A 13,880-nucleotide genomic window follows, 5' to 3' on the forward strand; every position below is an offset into this window, starting at 1 on the left:
AAAGCGCTCCGTCTTAGGGGCGCTTTACGGTTTACTGGTGGCGCTTCCCATGCTTTGCATGTTCTGCATCAGGGCGTCCAGGTCGTCTGTGATGATGAGTAACTTGTCATCTTCCTGCAATGCCGTTTTGCCTTTCGGTACAAAGTATTTGTCGTCTCGTTTCACCATTACGGCGAGCGTTTTGTCGGGTAGTGGCAGATCCATCAAGTAGGTTCCGTTTGCCAGCATCTGTTCCGTGATGTTGATTTCAGTTGTGATGGACTTGATTTCATCAGAGAACTCGATATCAAAATCCTTCAGTTTATGAAGCTCGCGCGGCTTCTCGGCCAGCCCCAGCCAGACGGCTACCTGTGAAAGGGACGTTCCCTGTACGATGAGCGATACCAGCGTGCAGAAAAACACGATGTTGAATAGCAGGCGGGCGTGCGGCACTTCTGCAGCCAGCGGCAAAATGGCAAAGATAATGGGCACTGCACCCCTTAAACCCACCCACGACACATAGGTTTTGTCTCTCACCGTCATTTTACTAAAGGGCAGCAGGCATAGGAACACACTGATCGGGCGCGTAATGAAAATCATCATAAAGCTGATAATCAGGCCCGGGATAATAATAGGTATCAGCTCCTTCGGATTCACCAGCAAGCCCAGGGTAAGGAACATCAGCAACTGGCTCATCCAGGCCATGCCGTCGAAGAAGTTGAGGGAAGAGCGCTTGTGTACGAATTTGGAGTTTCCGATAACGAGTCCACCAAGGTATACTGCCAGGAAACCGTTGCCTTTGATGAAGTAGGTGGCCGAGAAGATGAAGATACAGCAGGTGAAAACCAGGATTGGGTAGAGCGAGCTGTTGTCGATGTCGACGTAGTTGATGAGGCGCACGGCCAACCTGCCAAACACATAACCCGCTACTGCGCCGATAACCAGCTGCATTACCAGCATGCCCCCTGCCATCCAGTAATTCACTCCGCTTTCCATCAGCACGATCTCAATGAGCGTGATGGTCAGGATATAGGCCATCGGGTCGTTACTGCCGCTCTCCAGCTCGAGCATGGGGCGGATGTTGTTTTTGAGATTCAGGCTTTTGGAGCGGAGGATGGAAAAAACGGAGGCAGAGTCGGTAGAGGACATGGTGGCCGCCAGAAGCAGCGAGGTGGTCAGGCCTATACCTGCAGACGCCATTGTCATACCCAGTACCCACCAAATGGCAAGACCTGTGAGCACGGCCGTCAGAAATACGCCGACAGTGGCCAATACAACGCCCTGCGCTATGACGGGGCGTATGTCGGCAATTTTAGTGTCCATACCACCCGAGAATAGAATGATACACAGCGACACCGTGCCAATGATTTGAGCAAGCTGGATATTCTGGAACTGTATGCCCAGGCCATCGCTGCCTGAAACCATACCTATAGAAAGAAACAATAATAAAGCCGGAACGCCGAGTTTGTGTCCTGCCTTACCGGCCATGATGCTCAGGAAAAACAGGATAGAAATTGCAAATAATATCAGCTCGACATTTATGTTCTCCATGCGCTAGAAAGATCTGTTAAATAAGTGCAAGAGGCACCTGAAAGCTTGTTATCAGGCCCATACAAATATAACGATAATAACCTAATTTGTCGGTTTTGAAAGCGCCCGGGCAGAAAGTAAATGCACTTATTTTGGCAGAAAGGCCCAACAGCATCCCGCTTCTGAGCTCGGTAGTTTGTGGTGCTTGCTACGCAAAAGAGCCGCTCCCGGGGCTGGGAACGGCTCTTGTTTATGGTTGGGCTATACCTTGTCCGGTTGGCTTAAAATATTTTCAGGTGCACTACAAAAAACCAAATCAGCACCAGGATTGGCAGCAGGAACGGGATAGAATAGCGGAGCACATAGCCAAAGAAAGAAGGCATTTTTACACCCGCGCTCTCAGCAATTGCCTTCACCATGAAGTTCGGCCCGTTGCCGATGTAGGTAAAGGCCCCGAATAAGACAGACGCCAGCGAAATGGCTTCAAGCTGTACCAGCGTCTCCAGACCTGCGGCAGAGGTGCCGGCAGCAAACTGCCTCACGTCCCCCACATTGCTTTGGGCCAGGTCAAATTTGGCCATGGCCAGTGACAGGAAGTTGGCGTAGGTAGGGGCGTTGTCCAGGAAGCCCGAGAGCGAACCCGTGGCCCAGTACAGGAAGTTCGACGTGATGTAGTTCGCATAGGCTGGCGAAGAGGCAATCTCGGCGGATAGCTGTAAGGCTGGCATCATGGTAAAGAAGATACCGAAGAACAGGAACACCACTTCCAGGATCGGGTGAAAATTGAATTGGTTACCCGCCAGGGCTTCTTGGTTAGAGTTGCGGTAGCACATAAAGGCGGCGCTCAGCTGAATGATCTCGCGCAGGAAGGAGAACTTGTTGCCGTCGTAATAAATGTGCGGCAGCGCGTCGATCACGTTCGGGTCTAGGAACACGGCCCCGATGATGATGGCAAGCCAGAGCAGGTTGCGACGACCTTTGAAACTGAATTCCGTTTTTCCGGAGCCTGGCTCCACTACATCGAGCTCAGGTACAATCTGGCCACCTTTGTTTCGGCTGTCCACAAAGTAGAACATAAGGCAGAGCAGGGAAATAGCCATGAGCCAAGGTCCGAACAGGTGTTGTAGTGTCCAGAAGAATGGTACCCCCTTGATGAAGCCGATGAAGAGCGGCGGATCGCCCAGCGGGGTTAAAAGACCACCCGCATTACTCACAATAAAAATGAAGAATATGATCTGGTAAGGCTGTATCCGGTGGGCATTAAGGCGCATAAACGGACGGATCAGCAGCAGCGAGGCACCTGTCGTGCCAATAAAGTTAGCCAGCACGGCGCCCACGGCCACCAGGGCCACGTTTATCAGGGGTGTTGCCTTGGCGTTTACGTTCAGGTAGATACCGCCAGCCGCAATGTAGAGGGAGCTGAGCAGCACGGCAAAGGTGAAGTACTCTGCCAAGGTATGAATTGGCATGTGCACATCCCCCAACACAAACAGGTAATAGGCCAGTACGGTAAGGCCAAGGGTAACCGCTATCTTTTTGTAATGGCGCTCCCAAAAGTGCCCAAAGAAAATGGGGGCACTGGCAATAAGTCCAATCAGAAGGAGGAAAGGAATAATCAAAAAACCGGGTACGGCTTGCTGCGTTTGCGCCAGCAGAATGTAGTTATACAGCATGTTAACTGTGTGGTGAGTTATTCAAGTTAAATATTTAACTGCGTTACAAAAATACATTTTCTGAGCCATTCCACTACGCTATTTGTTGTGTAGGCAAGCGCTTTTTCTTTGCCATTTGCGTCTGCCCCGGGAAAAGCCAACGATGCGCCCGTTTGCAGACCAATACCACAGCGCCATTGCTATCACTTGTCAGAATAATTGAGTAATTTTGGAAACTTTAAGGCAAAGGCCTAGGTTTTAATTTAAAACGCTGATATCCATGTTAGAAAATAGAGAAAAAACGGTTTCGGTATACGCCGAGGCCAACCCGAACCCCGAGTCCATGAAGTTTGTGATGAACGTAGGCCTTCTGCCAGACGGCCAGAGCGTAGATTATCCGAACTTAGAGAGCGCCGCCGATTCACCATTAGCGCAAGAGCTCTTCAACTTCGATTACGTGACGCGTGTGTTCATTGCCAGCAACTTCGTAACGGTTACAAAAAGCGCCAACATCGAGTGGGTGAAGCTTATACCTGAACTGCGCACTTTCCTGAAGTCGTATGTAGAGGCGGGCGGTCCTATCTTTGTAGAGGGCTTCCAGGCTAACAAACCTGCAGCAGCTAGCGAAGCGCATGCGGATGCTACCGAAGAGGATGCTGCCATCTCTAAGAAAGTAACCGACCTGCTTGAAAACTACGTTCGTCCGGCTGTGGAGCAGGATGGTGGTAACATCTCCTTTAAGTCTTATAAAGACGGTGTGGTAACGGTGCACCTGCAAGGCTCTTGCAGCGGCTGCCCATCGGCTACTGTAACCCTGAAAGCGGGCATCGAGAACCTGTTGAAGCGTATGGTACCTGAAGTGAGAGAAGTAGTAGCTGACGGTGTAACCATCTAATTTTATCAACCGATAAGGTATAAAGGCTGGCTCTCTGCTAAGAGGGCCAGCCTTTTTTTTGTTCTTGATTGTAGATCTTCGCCTGTATTCAGGTATAGCACTGCGCTGGTAGGTAGCTTATTATTTACCAGCGTCTGGTGTGTACTATCTCTCGTTCTTTATCTTGTCTCTGATTTTGGAAAGGTACTTCACTGCCTTTTGCCGATAAGCCCAGGGTTTTACGTGTGCAGGCAACCTGCTTAGCCAATGCGAATTTGGTCCCATGCTGCCAGGCCTTCTCTCGCTTAGTGCGATAGTGGTTGGCAGCAATTTCCTTGATAGGATATCGATGCAATGCTCCAGCTGCTCGAAGGATGAAAACACAAAGGTAAACCCGTCGACCTCCACATAATAGATCCTATACCTGCCGCTCGCGTCCTTTTTAGGCGCTGGCGGTTCAAAGTCTTCCGCGGCGAACCAGGGCGTGTCTCCCTTTTCGATGTGCACCCAATACGCCATCGGGAAAGGCCGCCAGGTATCGCTGTAGCTTATGCTAAAGTTTTTCATGCCTTTAAATTAACTAGAACATCAGAAACAAAAACTCCCGCCCCTTTACTAAGAGGCGGGAGTTCTGTGTATAAGTCAGGTATAACCTAGGCGACTTTAGCAGAAGCCACCGGCGTATCCTTTTTCTTCATGGTGTCCACCACGATCGGAGAAGCGATGAACAGGGTAGAGTACACCCCGAACAACACACCAATCATCATGGCCAGGGAGAAACCACGCAGTACCTCGCCACCGAAGATGAACAGGATCAGCACCACCATGAACACCGTGAAGGATGTGATGATCGTACGGGAGAACGTGTTGATCAAGGCTGGGTTGATGATCTGGCTCACGTGCAGGCGAGGGTTATCGTCCATGTACTCACGCACACGGTCAAAGATTACCACCGTATCGTTGATAGAGAAACCAATGATCGTCAGTACTGCCGCGATAAAGATCTGGTCCATTTCGTAAGAAATACCAAACAGGTCCAGAATAGCGAACACAGCTACGATCATGATCGCATCGTGTAGCAAGGCGATTACACCACCCAAGCTGAACTGCCAGTTGCGGAAACGGAACATTACATAGATAAAGATACCTATCATCGCCAGGACCAGTGAAACCAAAGCGGTATTCTGAATGTCATCGGCCATGGTGGCGCCTACCTTCGAAGAGCTCAACACCTGAGGGTTCTGGTCTTTGTACTCCTCCAGACCCTGCATCAGCGCAGTTCTCACCTTCTCGTCAGCCTCCAGGCTTTCATCATCGGCCAGCCAGCTGGTCGTGATCTTCAGACGGTTGGAAGCACCGAAAGTTTTTACTTCGGTACCAGCCTCCTCAAAGTTGTCTACCAGGGAGCTACGCACGTCAGAGGCCGGAATAGCCTGGTCCAGCTCAACTACATAAGAGCGGCCACCTTTAAAGTCAACACCCAGGTTCAGGCCACCGTTGATGTACATGGCGATAAATCCGAATGTGATCACACTCAGCGAGAAGGCGTAAGCCGCCTTCTTCCATTTCATCACGTCAAACTTCACGTTAGCGAAAAGCTTGTCGGTATAAGAAGTGGAGAATGAAACTTTGCCTGCCTTTGCAAACGTGCGCTCGATCAGTACTCTGGAAATAAATACAGACGTAAAGAATGAGGTTACGATACCCAGCATCATGGTGATGGCGAAGCCTTTTACAGGTCCTGAACCGAAGTAGTACAGGATAAAGCCTGCCAGGAAGGTGGTTACGTTGGCATCGAAGATGGTCATGAATGCTCTTTCATAGCCTTTGTTGATCACCTCGCGCAGACTGAGCCCTTTGGCAGCCTCCTCCCGCATACGTTCGAATATGAGTACGTTCGCATCCACGGCCATACCCAGTGTCAGTACGATACCGGCGATACCAGGAAGGGTAAGGGCGGCATTGAACTGCGCCAGAATACCCAGGATGAAGAACACGTTGAACACCAGGGCGAGGTTCGCAATGAAACCACCTGTTCTATAGTAAGCGATCATGAAGATCACCACCGCAAGCAGACCTGCCAGTGTAGAGATAAGGCCTTGGTTGATGGCCTCCTGACCGAGTGAAGGGCCTACGATAGCTTCTTCCACAATGCGGGTAGGAGCTGGCATTTTACCGGCTTTCAGGATGTTGGCAAGGTCTTTTGCCTCTTCAATGGTAAAGTTACCTGTGATAGAAGAGTTACCGCCTGTAATCTCGCCCTGCACCACTGGCGCAGAGTATACATAGTTGTCGAGCACGATGGCTACCTGACGGCCTACGTTGTCGCCTGTCAGTTTCGCCCAGCGCTTGGCACCGGTTGGCGTCATGGTCATGTTGATCTCAGGGCGACCGTTCTGGTCGAAGTCCTGACGGGCGTCGTTCACGGCATCACCGGTCATTGGCGCTTTGCCGTCACGTCCTTTTTTCACAGCGTAGAACTCGAGGAACTCCTGACGGTTGTCACCTTTTATCGGCTTCACGCTCCACAGGAACTTCATGTTGGCAGGGAAGATAGAACGTACGTCTGGTCTTCTGAAAATCTCGTTAATTTTGGCTGTGTCGCGCACATTGGCACCGATACCGCCTGGCATCATGGTAAACAGACGGCCCATTACGCCCATCTGCTCTTCCTGCAGCGACTGAAGCGCATCGGCAGAGTCAGTTTGTGCGGCAGAGGCAAGTGCTGTGGTGTCTTTTGCAGCAGCTGCTGCTGTATCGTTAGAAGTGGCAGCAGCCTGGGCAAGTACGTCGTCAGCAGCGGCGTCCTGTACAGTAGCTGGTGTCGTGGCATTGGTCGTCGGAGCTTGTGCAGAAGTACGGCCCAGGTTCAGGCGGCCCGCTTTCTCTTCTTTGTCCAGGTGATCGCTCAGCTGTGAGAAATAAGGAGAAAATTCCTCTGGCGTCCATACTTCCCAGAACTCCAGGTTCGCCATACCTTGCAGGAGCTTGCGCACACGGTCCGGATTGTCTATACCTGGCAGTTCGATCTGGATACGACCACTGCGGCCCAGACGCTGGATGTTTGGCTGGTTCACACCGAATTTGTCGACACGTGTACGCAGGATATTGAACGAGCGCTCGATGGCTTCATCTACTTCCTTGTTGATCACGTCTACTACCTCGGCATTGCTTGACTCGTAGCTGATTTTGCCACGGGTACCTGTGTTGGAGAAAATGCGGCTCAGGCGTCCGTTTGGTTCTAACTCGCGGTAGGCTTCAGCAAACAGGTTCGGGAAACGCTCCTGGCTGTTTTTCTGCATTTCCTGAGCGCGGGCAAGGGCCTTCAGAAAGTTAGGGTCTTTGCTGTTGCCGGAGAGCGACTTCACGATTTCTACCGGAGACACCTCCAGCACCACGTGCATACCACCGCTCAGGTCAAGGCCAAGGCCCAGCTCATTTTCCTTTACCTCCTGGTAGGTGTACTCGGCACCCAGGAAGTTGTAAACAGGCTCTCTCCAGATGGAGTCGAGGTAAGTCTGCTGCTTGTCGTGGTCTACGTTGCCTTGTGCGTCTGTGGCATAAGCCTCAGCGTCTTTGTGCACACTGCGTGCGACAAACGAGAATGACAGGTAGTACAGGCAGAGCGCCGATACGATCACTGTCATAATAATAATGAAATTCTTATTACGCATGGTTTGGTTGAAAATAGGTATAGTTGGAAAGATGTTAATGCATTGAAAACCACAGCGGTGCTATCCTGTATAAACCGGAGTAAGCTGTGAAACCGTTCCGCTATACCTCAAATTTAGGGCAGGCGCAACGGGGCAGGGCCGGGGATGGACCTGCTGGGAAAGGATTCGCTTAGGGAGCGTTGGGTTGAATGGAAATAGGGAAGAAGCGGGCCACAAAGCCAACGCCGGGCGCTCTGGCCGCATAAGCTGGCAGTGCCTCGTCGGCAGGTATGGCAAAGGCAGGTATAGGAGTCGGCTCCAGTGCGTTCTGCTCCAGGTTGAGCACCACAAAGGAGGTCGTGGCCTCCAGCATCACCTTCTGCTTGACGATCGTTTTTTCCTGCGGGGCTGTGGCCAGCCTGACAGGTGTGCCTTGCGCCGGGTAGGTATACGCCACCACCTCCTGCCCGTTGAGCATCAATGCCCAAAGCAGGGTGACAGTCATCAAAAGATGACGGAAGTGGGACAATATGTTGGCTGCGTGTGGCATACAGAAAGCAAATGTAAGGCTTTCTTCTAAAAATTAAAATCCGTTAGCGGTTTATATCAATAAATCGCTTGATGTCCTGCTTTTTTCCGATAAGAATCAGAATGTCAGAAGGATAGATGATGGTGTCGGCTTTCGGAACCCCGATGATGTGCTCCACCTGCGTGGGTTTGCCGTCCTGTATCTCCTCAAAAAAGCGCTTGATCGTGATCAGGTTGAGGTTATACTTCTCGCGCAGCGATATCTTGGCCAGGCTTTTATTGGAAATGCCACGCGGGGTGTTGATCTCCACGATCTCGTAGTTGTCGGGCAGCGACAGGAAGGTGCGGATACTTGGCTGCAGCAGGCGTTCGGCCACCGTTTTGCCTACTTCCCCTTCCGGCGACAGGATCTCCTGTATACCCATTTTCTCGAGGATGCGGCGCTGCTGCTTGTTGGCGGCCCGGGTGATGATGCGCTTGAGGTTGAGCTCCTGCAGGTTGGCCGTGGTGATCAGCAGGGCCTCAAAGTCCTCGCCAATGGACACGATGGCCGCGTCCATGTCCTGCACGTTCTGTGCCTCCAGCGCGCGGATGTCCGTTGCATCCAGGGCCACGGCGTAGGCCACTTCGTCCTTTATATCCTCTACATGGTCCTCGTTGTTGTCGATAGCCAGCACCTCTGCACCGCGCTCGGCGAGCGTGCGGGCAATGGATGTTCCGAATCTTCCCAGGCCGATTACTGCAAACTTGTGTCGCATTATTTTATCTTGGAGTTAAGGAAAGTAGTGAGCACCTCCAGTCCGCGGTCAAATTTCTCGTTGTTCGGGATGATGATGTCCGCGTCGTTTTTGTAGGGTTTGATGTACTTCTCGTAGGTTGGGGCCACGTGATGGGTATAACGGTAAAGCACATCGTCGAGGTCGTAGCCGCGCTCCACTTTGTCGCGCACGATGCGGCGCTGCAGTTTAATGTACTCCTTAGCGTCGATGTATACCTTCAGGTCCAGCAGCCTGGCAATTTCCTCGAAGTAGAAAACGAAAATGCCCTCTACCACCACAATCGGTGCCGGCTTGAACTCCAGCATCTTGGGCACCACGTTGGGATTGTTGAAGGTATACTCTTTGCGGTAAACGGTTTCGCCCTGGCTCAGCTTTAGGATGTCCTGCGCATAAGCTTCGTCGTCGATGCATGAAGGAAGGTCGAAATTGACAACCCCGTTGAGGTCGCGGGTTTGATGCTCGCGGTCTTTGTAATAGTTGTCCTGGGAGATCAGGCAGATGTTCTCAGGAGAGAAGGACGCAAGCAGTCTTTTCAAAAAAGTGGTTTTCCCTGAAGCGCTACCTCCTGTAATCCCGACGATGAATGGCTTTTGCATTGGAAGTTATAGTTTCAGGCCACAAAATTAGTCTTTTAAGGCCAATGTGGTTATAGCCTGAGCTAATTATTTTACCTCCCAAACGCTAAGCTGCCTTCAAAAATTCCACGAGCTTGCGGATGGCCTCCCCGCGGTGGCTGATGGCGTTTTTCTCCTCCGGCATCATCTCCGCGAAAGTGCGGTCGTAGCCCTCCGGCACAAACACGGGGTCATAGCCAAAGCCCTTGTCGCCCTTCCATTCGGTGGTGATATGGCCGATCACAATGCCTTCGAACTGGTGTTCCTGCCCGTCCAGGTATAGCGTGATGGAGGTGCGGAAGCGGGCGCGGCGATTTTCCTTGCCCTCCATATTTTTGAGCAGGTGGCGGATGTTGTCGGCGTCGCTGCGCTGCGGACCGGCATAGCGGGCCGAGTATACACCGGGCTCGCCGCAGATGGCGTCCACCTCCAGCCCGGTGTCGTCGGCAAAACAGTTTACCTGGTAATTCTCCCACACGTATTGCGCCTTCTGACGGGAGTTGCCCTCCAGGGTGTCCTGGTCTTCGGCCAGTTCCTCGTGGCAGCCAATGTCCTCGAGGGTGCGCAGTTTGTATTTGCCTTCGAGCATGCGGCTTACCTCGGCTACTTTGTTTTTATTGTTGGTGGCGAAGCAGAGTTCTTTCATAGTGTACAAGGTTAATCTTAGTGTAAGTACGCCGCTACTTCATCGTCTTGCAGCACCACATCCACGCGCTCTCGCAGGGTGGTGGCCAGCGAGTAGCCGGTATAGGTGGCTGACACCGGGAACAAGGTATGGTGGCGGTTCACCAGCGTCGCGATCTCCACTTTCTTGGGGTTTTGCGGCAGAAGGGCGTTCAAGGTATAGGCCAGCGTTTTGCCCGTGTTCAGCACGTCATCCACAATAATGACCACGGCCTTTTCGATGGCGGCGGTATCGGGGGTGATGGCGACAGGCGACTGCAGGGGGGCGGTTTTGTCGATGGTCACCTTCAGCAGCGTTACTTTGATGGGGGATATCTTCTCCAGTTCGAGGGCCAGCATACCTGCCAGGGTATAGCCGTTGCGGTGGATGCCCGCCAGTACAAGTGTCTGTTCCTCAAAGTTCTGCTCGTATACCTCGTAGGCCATGCGGGTGATCTTCTGCTGGATCTGCCCCTGGTCGAGTATCAGGTTTTGCTGTGGGTGTGTCATGTGGGTGTCGATATAAGGTATGGCGCTGTACCTGAGGCAAATTTATAGAAATATCGTCAGCAATGGCAGCCTGCGGCGAATGTTAAAATAATTTGGCTAGTAGCATTTTAAATTCAAAAATACTTGCTAAATTTGCAGTCCGATTCAGAAATTAAGGTTAATTAACGTTTATAATAATGAAAAAAGGCATTCACCCAGAATACAGAGAGGTGGTTTTCCAGGATATGACGAGTGATTTCAAATTTATCACCCGTTCTACGATGAACTCTGACGAGAAAATCACGATGGAAGACGGCAAAGAATATCCAGTGATTAAAGTGGAAGTTTCTTCTGCGTCACACCCTTTCTACACTGGCAAAAACATCTTCGTGGATACTGCGGGTCGTGTGGAGCGTTTCAACACACGTTACAAGAAAAAATAGTCAGGTTTTAAACTTGGTTAAAACGTTTAGAAAAAGTCTTTCTGTAGCCATACGGAAAGACTTTTTTGTTTTTAGCAGCTTTCCGAAGGTATAGCGCGGCACAGGTATAGCCTTCACCGCCAAAGGAAACTGCCCAAGAACCAAGCCCATACTTTCGCTCAAGATCACCGTAAGAAACCCGGTCTTTCAGAATATTTTCAAGAAGACTTTATATTTTTGTAGCTATGAACATCATTCTCTTCGATGACCCTGTTATCCGGCAATCGCTTTTGCCGCTGACTTTTACGAGGCCGGTGGCCGATATGCGTGTTGGTATCATGACCATTGCCGAAAAATGGCAGGTATTCGCAGGCGCTACCGTGTCGTTTCTGACGCAGCCATACCTGCAGCATAAATATCCGGCGCACTATAGCACGCACAATGTATTTGTGAACGGCGCTGTTTGCCCGGACGAAAGACTGGTAGAGCAGGTCAGATCCCTAAAAGTGGGTGAAGGCTTATACTGCGAGGACACCCTGGTTGCGCTCAATGCCGACAACCTGGACCTGCACGATGCTGCGCAACTGGTCATGCATTCGTCTGCTAAACGAGTGGAATGCCTGCCAGAGAACATTGTACGGGAGGTATGGGAGATCTTCGTTCAGAATGGCAACCAGATCCGCGCCGATTTTAAAGTGCTGACCGCTGGCCGGCAAAGCCAGCCGATAGATGATAAGTACACGATGGTGTACAACGAGGAGAATATCTTCATAGAAGAGGGTGTCAAGATCAGGGCTGCCATTCTGAATGCCGAAAACGGACCTATCTATATCGGTAAAAATGCCCAGATACACGAAGGCGCGATCATCAAAGGACCATTTGCGATCTGCGAGGGCAGCAACGTGAACGTGGGCGGCAAAATGCGCGGTGACGTGACAATCGGACCGTTCTGCAAAGTAGGCGGCGAGGTGGCGGCTTCGGTGATATTCGGCCATACCAACAAAGGCCACGAAGGCTACCTGGGCAACTCCGTGCTGGGCGAGTGGTGCAACCTGGGTGCCGATACCAATACCTCCAACCTGAAAAACAACTATGCGGAGGTGAAGATCTGGAGCTATGCCAAAGGCGGCTTCAAGAGCACCGGGCAGCAGTTCTGCGGCCTCATTATGGGCGACCACAGCAAGAGCGGCATCAACACCATGTTCAACACGGGCACGGTGGTAGGTGTGAGCGCCAACATTTTCGGGGCCGGCTATCCGCGTAACTTCATCCCTTCTTTTGCCTGGGGGGGCGCCTCCGGTTTCGAGACTTTTCAGTTGCGCAGGGCCAGCGAAGTAGCCGAAAAAGTAATGGGACGCCGCAATTTGCCCTTTGATGACATAGAAAAGGCTATCTTCGCAAATATATTCGACCAGACCCAGGAATACAGGGTGTGGGACAGGAAGGCGTAAAGGCTAAATTGTTTAATGGTTAAATTGTTAACTTCGTGGAATGTAAATTCTGCGTGTGTTATCCATTAGTTCAACAATTTAACCATCAAACAATTTAACAAATTATCAACGTGCATTTCTCTCAGATCATAGGACATCAGGAAACGAAGGCTTTGCTCATCAACTCGGTGCGGCAGAACCATGTGGCGCATGCGCAGCTGTTTCTGGGGCAGGAGGGAAGTGCCAATCTGGCGCTGGCGCTGGCCTATGCTACCTACATCAACTGCGAGGACAAGCGGGCCGATGATTCATGTGGAACGTGCAACAGCTGCGTGAAGATGAACAAGCTGGTGCACCCCGACTTCAACTTCGTGATGCCCGTCACCAGCACCAAGTCCATCACCAAGGATGTGCTCAGCCAGAAGTTCCTGAGCGAGTGGCGCGAATTCGTGCTGGCCAACCCTTATCAGGGACTAAACGAATGGATGCAGCACATCGGCGCTGAAAACAAGCAGGGCAACATCTCCAAAGAGGAAAGTCGCCAATTGGTGAAGCTGGTGTCGCTCAAAGCCTTCGAGGGCGACTACAAAATTGTGCTGATCTGGCTACCGGAACTGATGCACCCCTTTGCGGCCAACGCCCTGCTCAAGTTACTCGAAGAGCCACCTGCCAAAACCTTATTTCTGCTCGTGTCGCAGTCGGCTGAGAAGTTGCTGGCGACCATCACATCGCGTACTCAGATCGTGCAGGTGCGGGCTTTTACGGAAGAGGAGGTGGTGCTATACCTGAAAGAAAAGCACGGACTCGACGACACAGCTGCCTATCAGGTAGCGCAGCTGGCAGAGGGCAACCTCAATGCCGCGACCAAACTCACCGGCGAGGTCAGCAGCGACTACTTTACCTTCTTTACCGATTGGATGCGCAATTGCTACAGCTACAAGTTCGACAAGGTGGTGGATGCCAGCGAGGAGTTCCAGAAGTTGGGCCGCGAGAACCAGAAGAACTTTTTGCTTTATGCACTCAACCTCTTCCGCAAGGTGATGCTTTATGTTATAGACGAATCGCTGATCGCCTACCTACCCCCGAGCGAGCTGGAGTTTGTTCGGAATTTCTCGAAGCTGGTGACAGAAAACAACGCTGGAAAACTGGCGCAGGAACTGAATGAGGCGCATTATCACATAGAGCGCAACGCCAACCCGAAAATGGTGTTCGTAGACAGCTCTATCCAGATCGCCCAGTACCTGCGTAATGCTAGTTAAGAAGATAT

The 13,880-nt window shown here is 51.5% G+C and carries 13 protein-coding genes; 4 read left to right on the forward strand and 9 right to left on the reverse strand.

What is annotated here, in order from left to right; genetic code table 11:
- Positions 1 to 24: 24 nt before the first annotated feature.
- Positions 25 to 1,530, reverse strand: a complete 1,506-nt coding sequence (locus B0B12_RS12755; protein WP_076669378.1) for a potassium/proton antiporter — start codon at positions 1,528 to 1,530, stop codon at positions 25 to 27.
- A gap of 260 nt (positions 1,531 to 1,790) precedes the next feature.
- Positions 1,791 to 3,182, reverse strand: coding sequence for a sodium:proton antiporter (locus B0B12_RS12760; RefSeq protein ID WP_076669379.1), 1,392 nt, complete (start codon positions 3,180 to 3,182; stop codon positions 1,791 to 1,793).
- Between the two features lie 259 nt (positions 3,183 to 3,441).
- Here B0B12_RS12760 and B0B12_RS12765 point away from each other — a divergent pair, with 259 nt between their 5' ends.
- Entirely contained in the window at positions 3,442 to 4,056 is a 615-nt protein-coding gene (locus B0B12_RS12765; protein ID WP_076669380.1) for a NifU family protein, read from the forward strand.
- A gap of 144 nt (positions 4,057 to 4,200) precedes the next feature.
- On the opposite strand, the gene B0B12_RS12770 is transcribed toward B0B12_RS12765, so the two are convergent.
- The 7 genes from B0B12_RS12770 to B0B12_RS12800 form a co-directional block, all read right to left on the reverse strand.
- Complete coding sequence (locus B0B12_RS12770; RefSeq protein WP_139337799.1) at positions 4,201 to 4,602, reverse strand: hypothetical protein; 402 nt, start codon at positions 4,600 to 4,602, stop codon at positions 4,201 to 4,203.
- Between the two features lie 86 nt (positions 4,603 to 4,688).
- Positions 4,689 to 7,709: a protein translocase subunit SecDF gene (gene secDF, locus B0B12_RS12775; RefSeq protein ID WP_076669383.1), complete on the reverse strand. Its 3,021-nt coding sequence runs from the start codon at positions 7,707 to 7,709 to the stop codon at positions 4,689 to 4,691.
- Between the two features lie 169 nt (positions 7,710 to 7,878).
- A complete protein-coding gene (locus B0B12_RS12780) occupies positions 7,879 to 8,193 on the reverse strand; it encodes an RNA methyltransferase (RefSeq protein WP_076670335.1) in 315 nt (104 codons plus the stop codon).
- A gap of 88 nt (positions 8,194 to 8,281) precedes the next feature.
- On the reverse strand, positions 8,282 to 8,974 hold the full coding sequence (locus B0B12_RS12785) for a potassium channel family protein (protein WP_076669384.1): 693 nt from the start codon (positions 8,972 to 8,974) through the stop codon (positions 8,282 to 8,284).
- On the reverse strand, positions 8,974 to 9,591 hold the full coding sequence (udk, locus tag B0B12_RS12790) for a uridine kinase (protein ID WP_076669385.1): 618 nt from the start codon (positions 9,589 to 9,591) through the stop codon (positions 8,974 to 8,976). Before udk ends, B0B12_RS12785 begins: the two co-directional genes overlap by 1 nt.
- 85 nt (positions 9,592 to 9,676) lie before the next feature.
- A complete protein-coding gene (locus B0B12_RS12795; RefSeq protein ID WP_076669386.1) occupies positions 9,677 to 10,255 on the reverse strand; it encodes a non-canonical purine NTP diphosphatase in 579 nt (192 codons plus the stop codon).
- 17 nt (positions 10,256 to 10,272) lie between these two features.
- A complete protein-coding gene (locus B0B12_RS12800) occupies positions 10,273 to 10,782 on the reverse strand; it encodes a phosphoribosyltransferase family protein (RefSeq protein ID WP_076669387.1) in 510 nt (169 codons plus the stop codon).
- A 176-nt stretch (positions 10,783 to 10,958) separates the two neighbouring features.
- Between B0B12_RS12800 and B0B12_RS12805 the strand changes: the two genes are divergently transcribed.
- The 3 genes from B0B12_RS12805 (at position 10,959) to B0B12_RS12815 (ending at position 13,872) form a co-directional block, all read left to right on the forward strand.
- Positions 10,959 to 11,204 carry a type B 50S ribosomal protein L31 gene (locus tag B0B12_RS12805; RefSeq protein WP_076420761.1) on the forward strand — a complete coding sequence of 82 codons (246 nt, stop codon included), beginning with the start codon at positions 10,959 to 10,961 and terminating at the stop codon, positions 11,202 to 11,204.
- Positions 11,205 to 11,428: 224 nt separating this feature from the next.
- A complete protein-coding gene (locus B0B12_RS12810; protein WP_076669389.1) occupies positions 11,429 to 12,634 on the forward strand; it encodes a GlmU family protein in 1,206 nt (401 codons plus the stop codon).
- A 110-nt stretch (positions 12,635 to 12,744) separates the two neighbouring features.
- Positions 12,745 to 13,872 (forward strand): DNA polymerase III subunit, encoded by a 1,128-nt coding sequence (locus B0B12_RS12815; RefSeq protein WP_076669390.1) that lies wholly within the window; start codon positions 12,745 to 12,747, stop codon positions 13,870 to 13,872.
- The last annotated feature ends 8 nt before the right edge of the window (positions 13,873 to 13,880 follow it).

The organism is Pontibacter indicus (genome assembly GCF_900156345.1).
GTDB classification, from domain to species: domain Bacteria; phylum Bacteroidota; class Bacteroidia; order Cytophagales; family Hymenobacteraceae; genus Pontibacter; species Pontibacter indicus.

Coding starts and splice junctions, on each gene's coding strand:
- B0B12_RS12755 (WP_076669378.1), bottom strand. CDS start 1,530: ATGGAGAACATAAATGTCGAGCTGATATTATTTGCAATTTCTATCCTG.
- B0B12_RS12760 (WP_076669379.1), bottom strand. CDS start 3,182: ATGCTGTATAACTACATTCTGCTGGCGCAAACGCAGCAAGCCGTACCC.
- B0B12_RS12765 (WP_076669380.1), top strand. CDS start 3,442: ATGTTAGAAAATAGAGAAAAAACGGTTTCGGTATACGCCGAGGCCAAC.
- B0B12_RS12770 (WP_139337799.1), bottom strand. CDS start 4,602: ATGAAAAACTTTAGCATAAGCTACAGCGATACCTGGCGGCCTTTCCCG.
- secDF (WP_076669383.1), bottom strand. CDS start 7,709: ATGCGTAATAAGAATTTCATTATTATTATGACAGTGATCGTATCGGCG.
- B0B12_RS12780 (WP_076670335.1), bottom strand. CDS start 8,193: ATGACTGTCACCCTGCTTTGGGCATTGATGCTCAACGGGCAGGAGGTG.
- B0B12_RS12785 (WP_076669384.1), bottom strand. CDS start 8,974: ATGCGACACAAGTTTGCAGTAATCGGCCTGGGAAGATTCGGAACATCC.
- udk (WP_076669385.1), bottom strand. CDS start 9,591: ATGCAAAAGCCATTCATCGTCGGGATTACAGGAGGTAGCGCTTCAGGG.
- B0B12_RS12795 (WP_076669386.1), bottom strand. CDS start 10,255: ATGAAAGAACTCTGCTTCGCCACCAACAATAAAAACAAAGTAGCCGAG.
- B0B12_RS12800 (WP_076669387.1), bottom strand. CDS start 10,782: ATGACACACCCACAGCAAAACCTGATACTCGACCAGGGGCAGATCCAG.
- B0B12_RS12805 (WP_076420761.1), top strand. CDS start 10,959: ATGAAAAAAGGCATTCACCCAGAATACAGAGAGGTGGTTTTCCAGGAT.
- B0B12_RS12810 (WP_076669389.1), top strand. CDS start 11,429: ATGAACATCATTCTCTTCGATGACCCTGTTATCCGGCAATCGCTTTTG.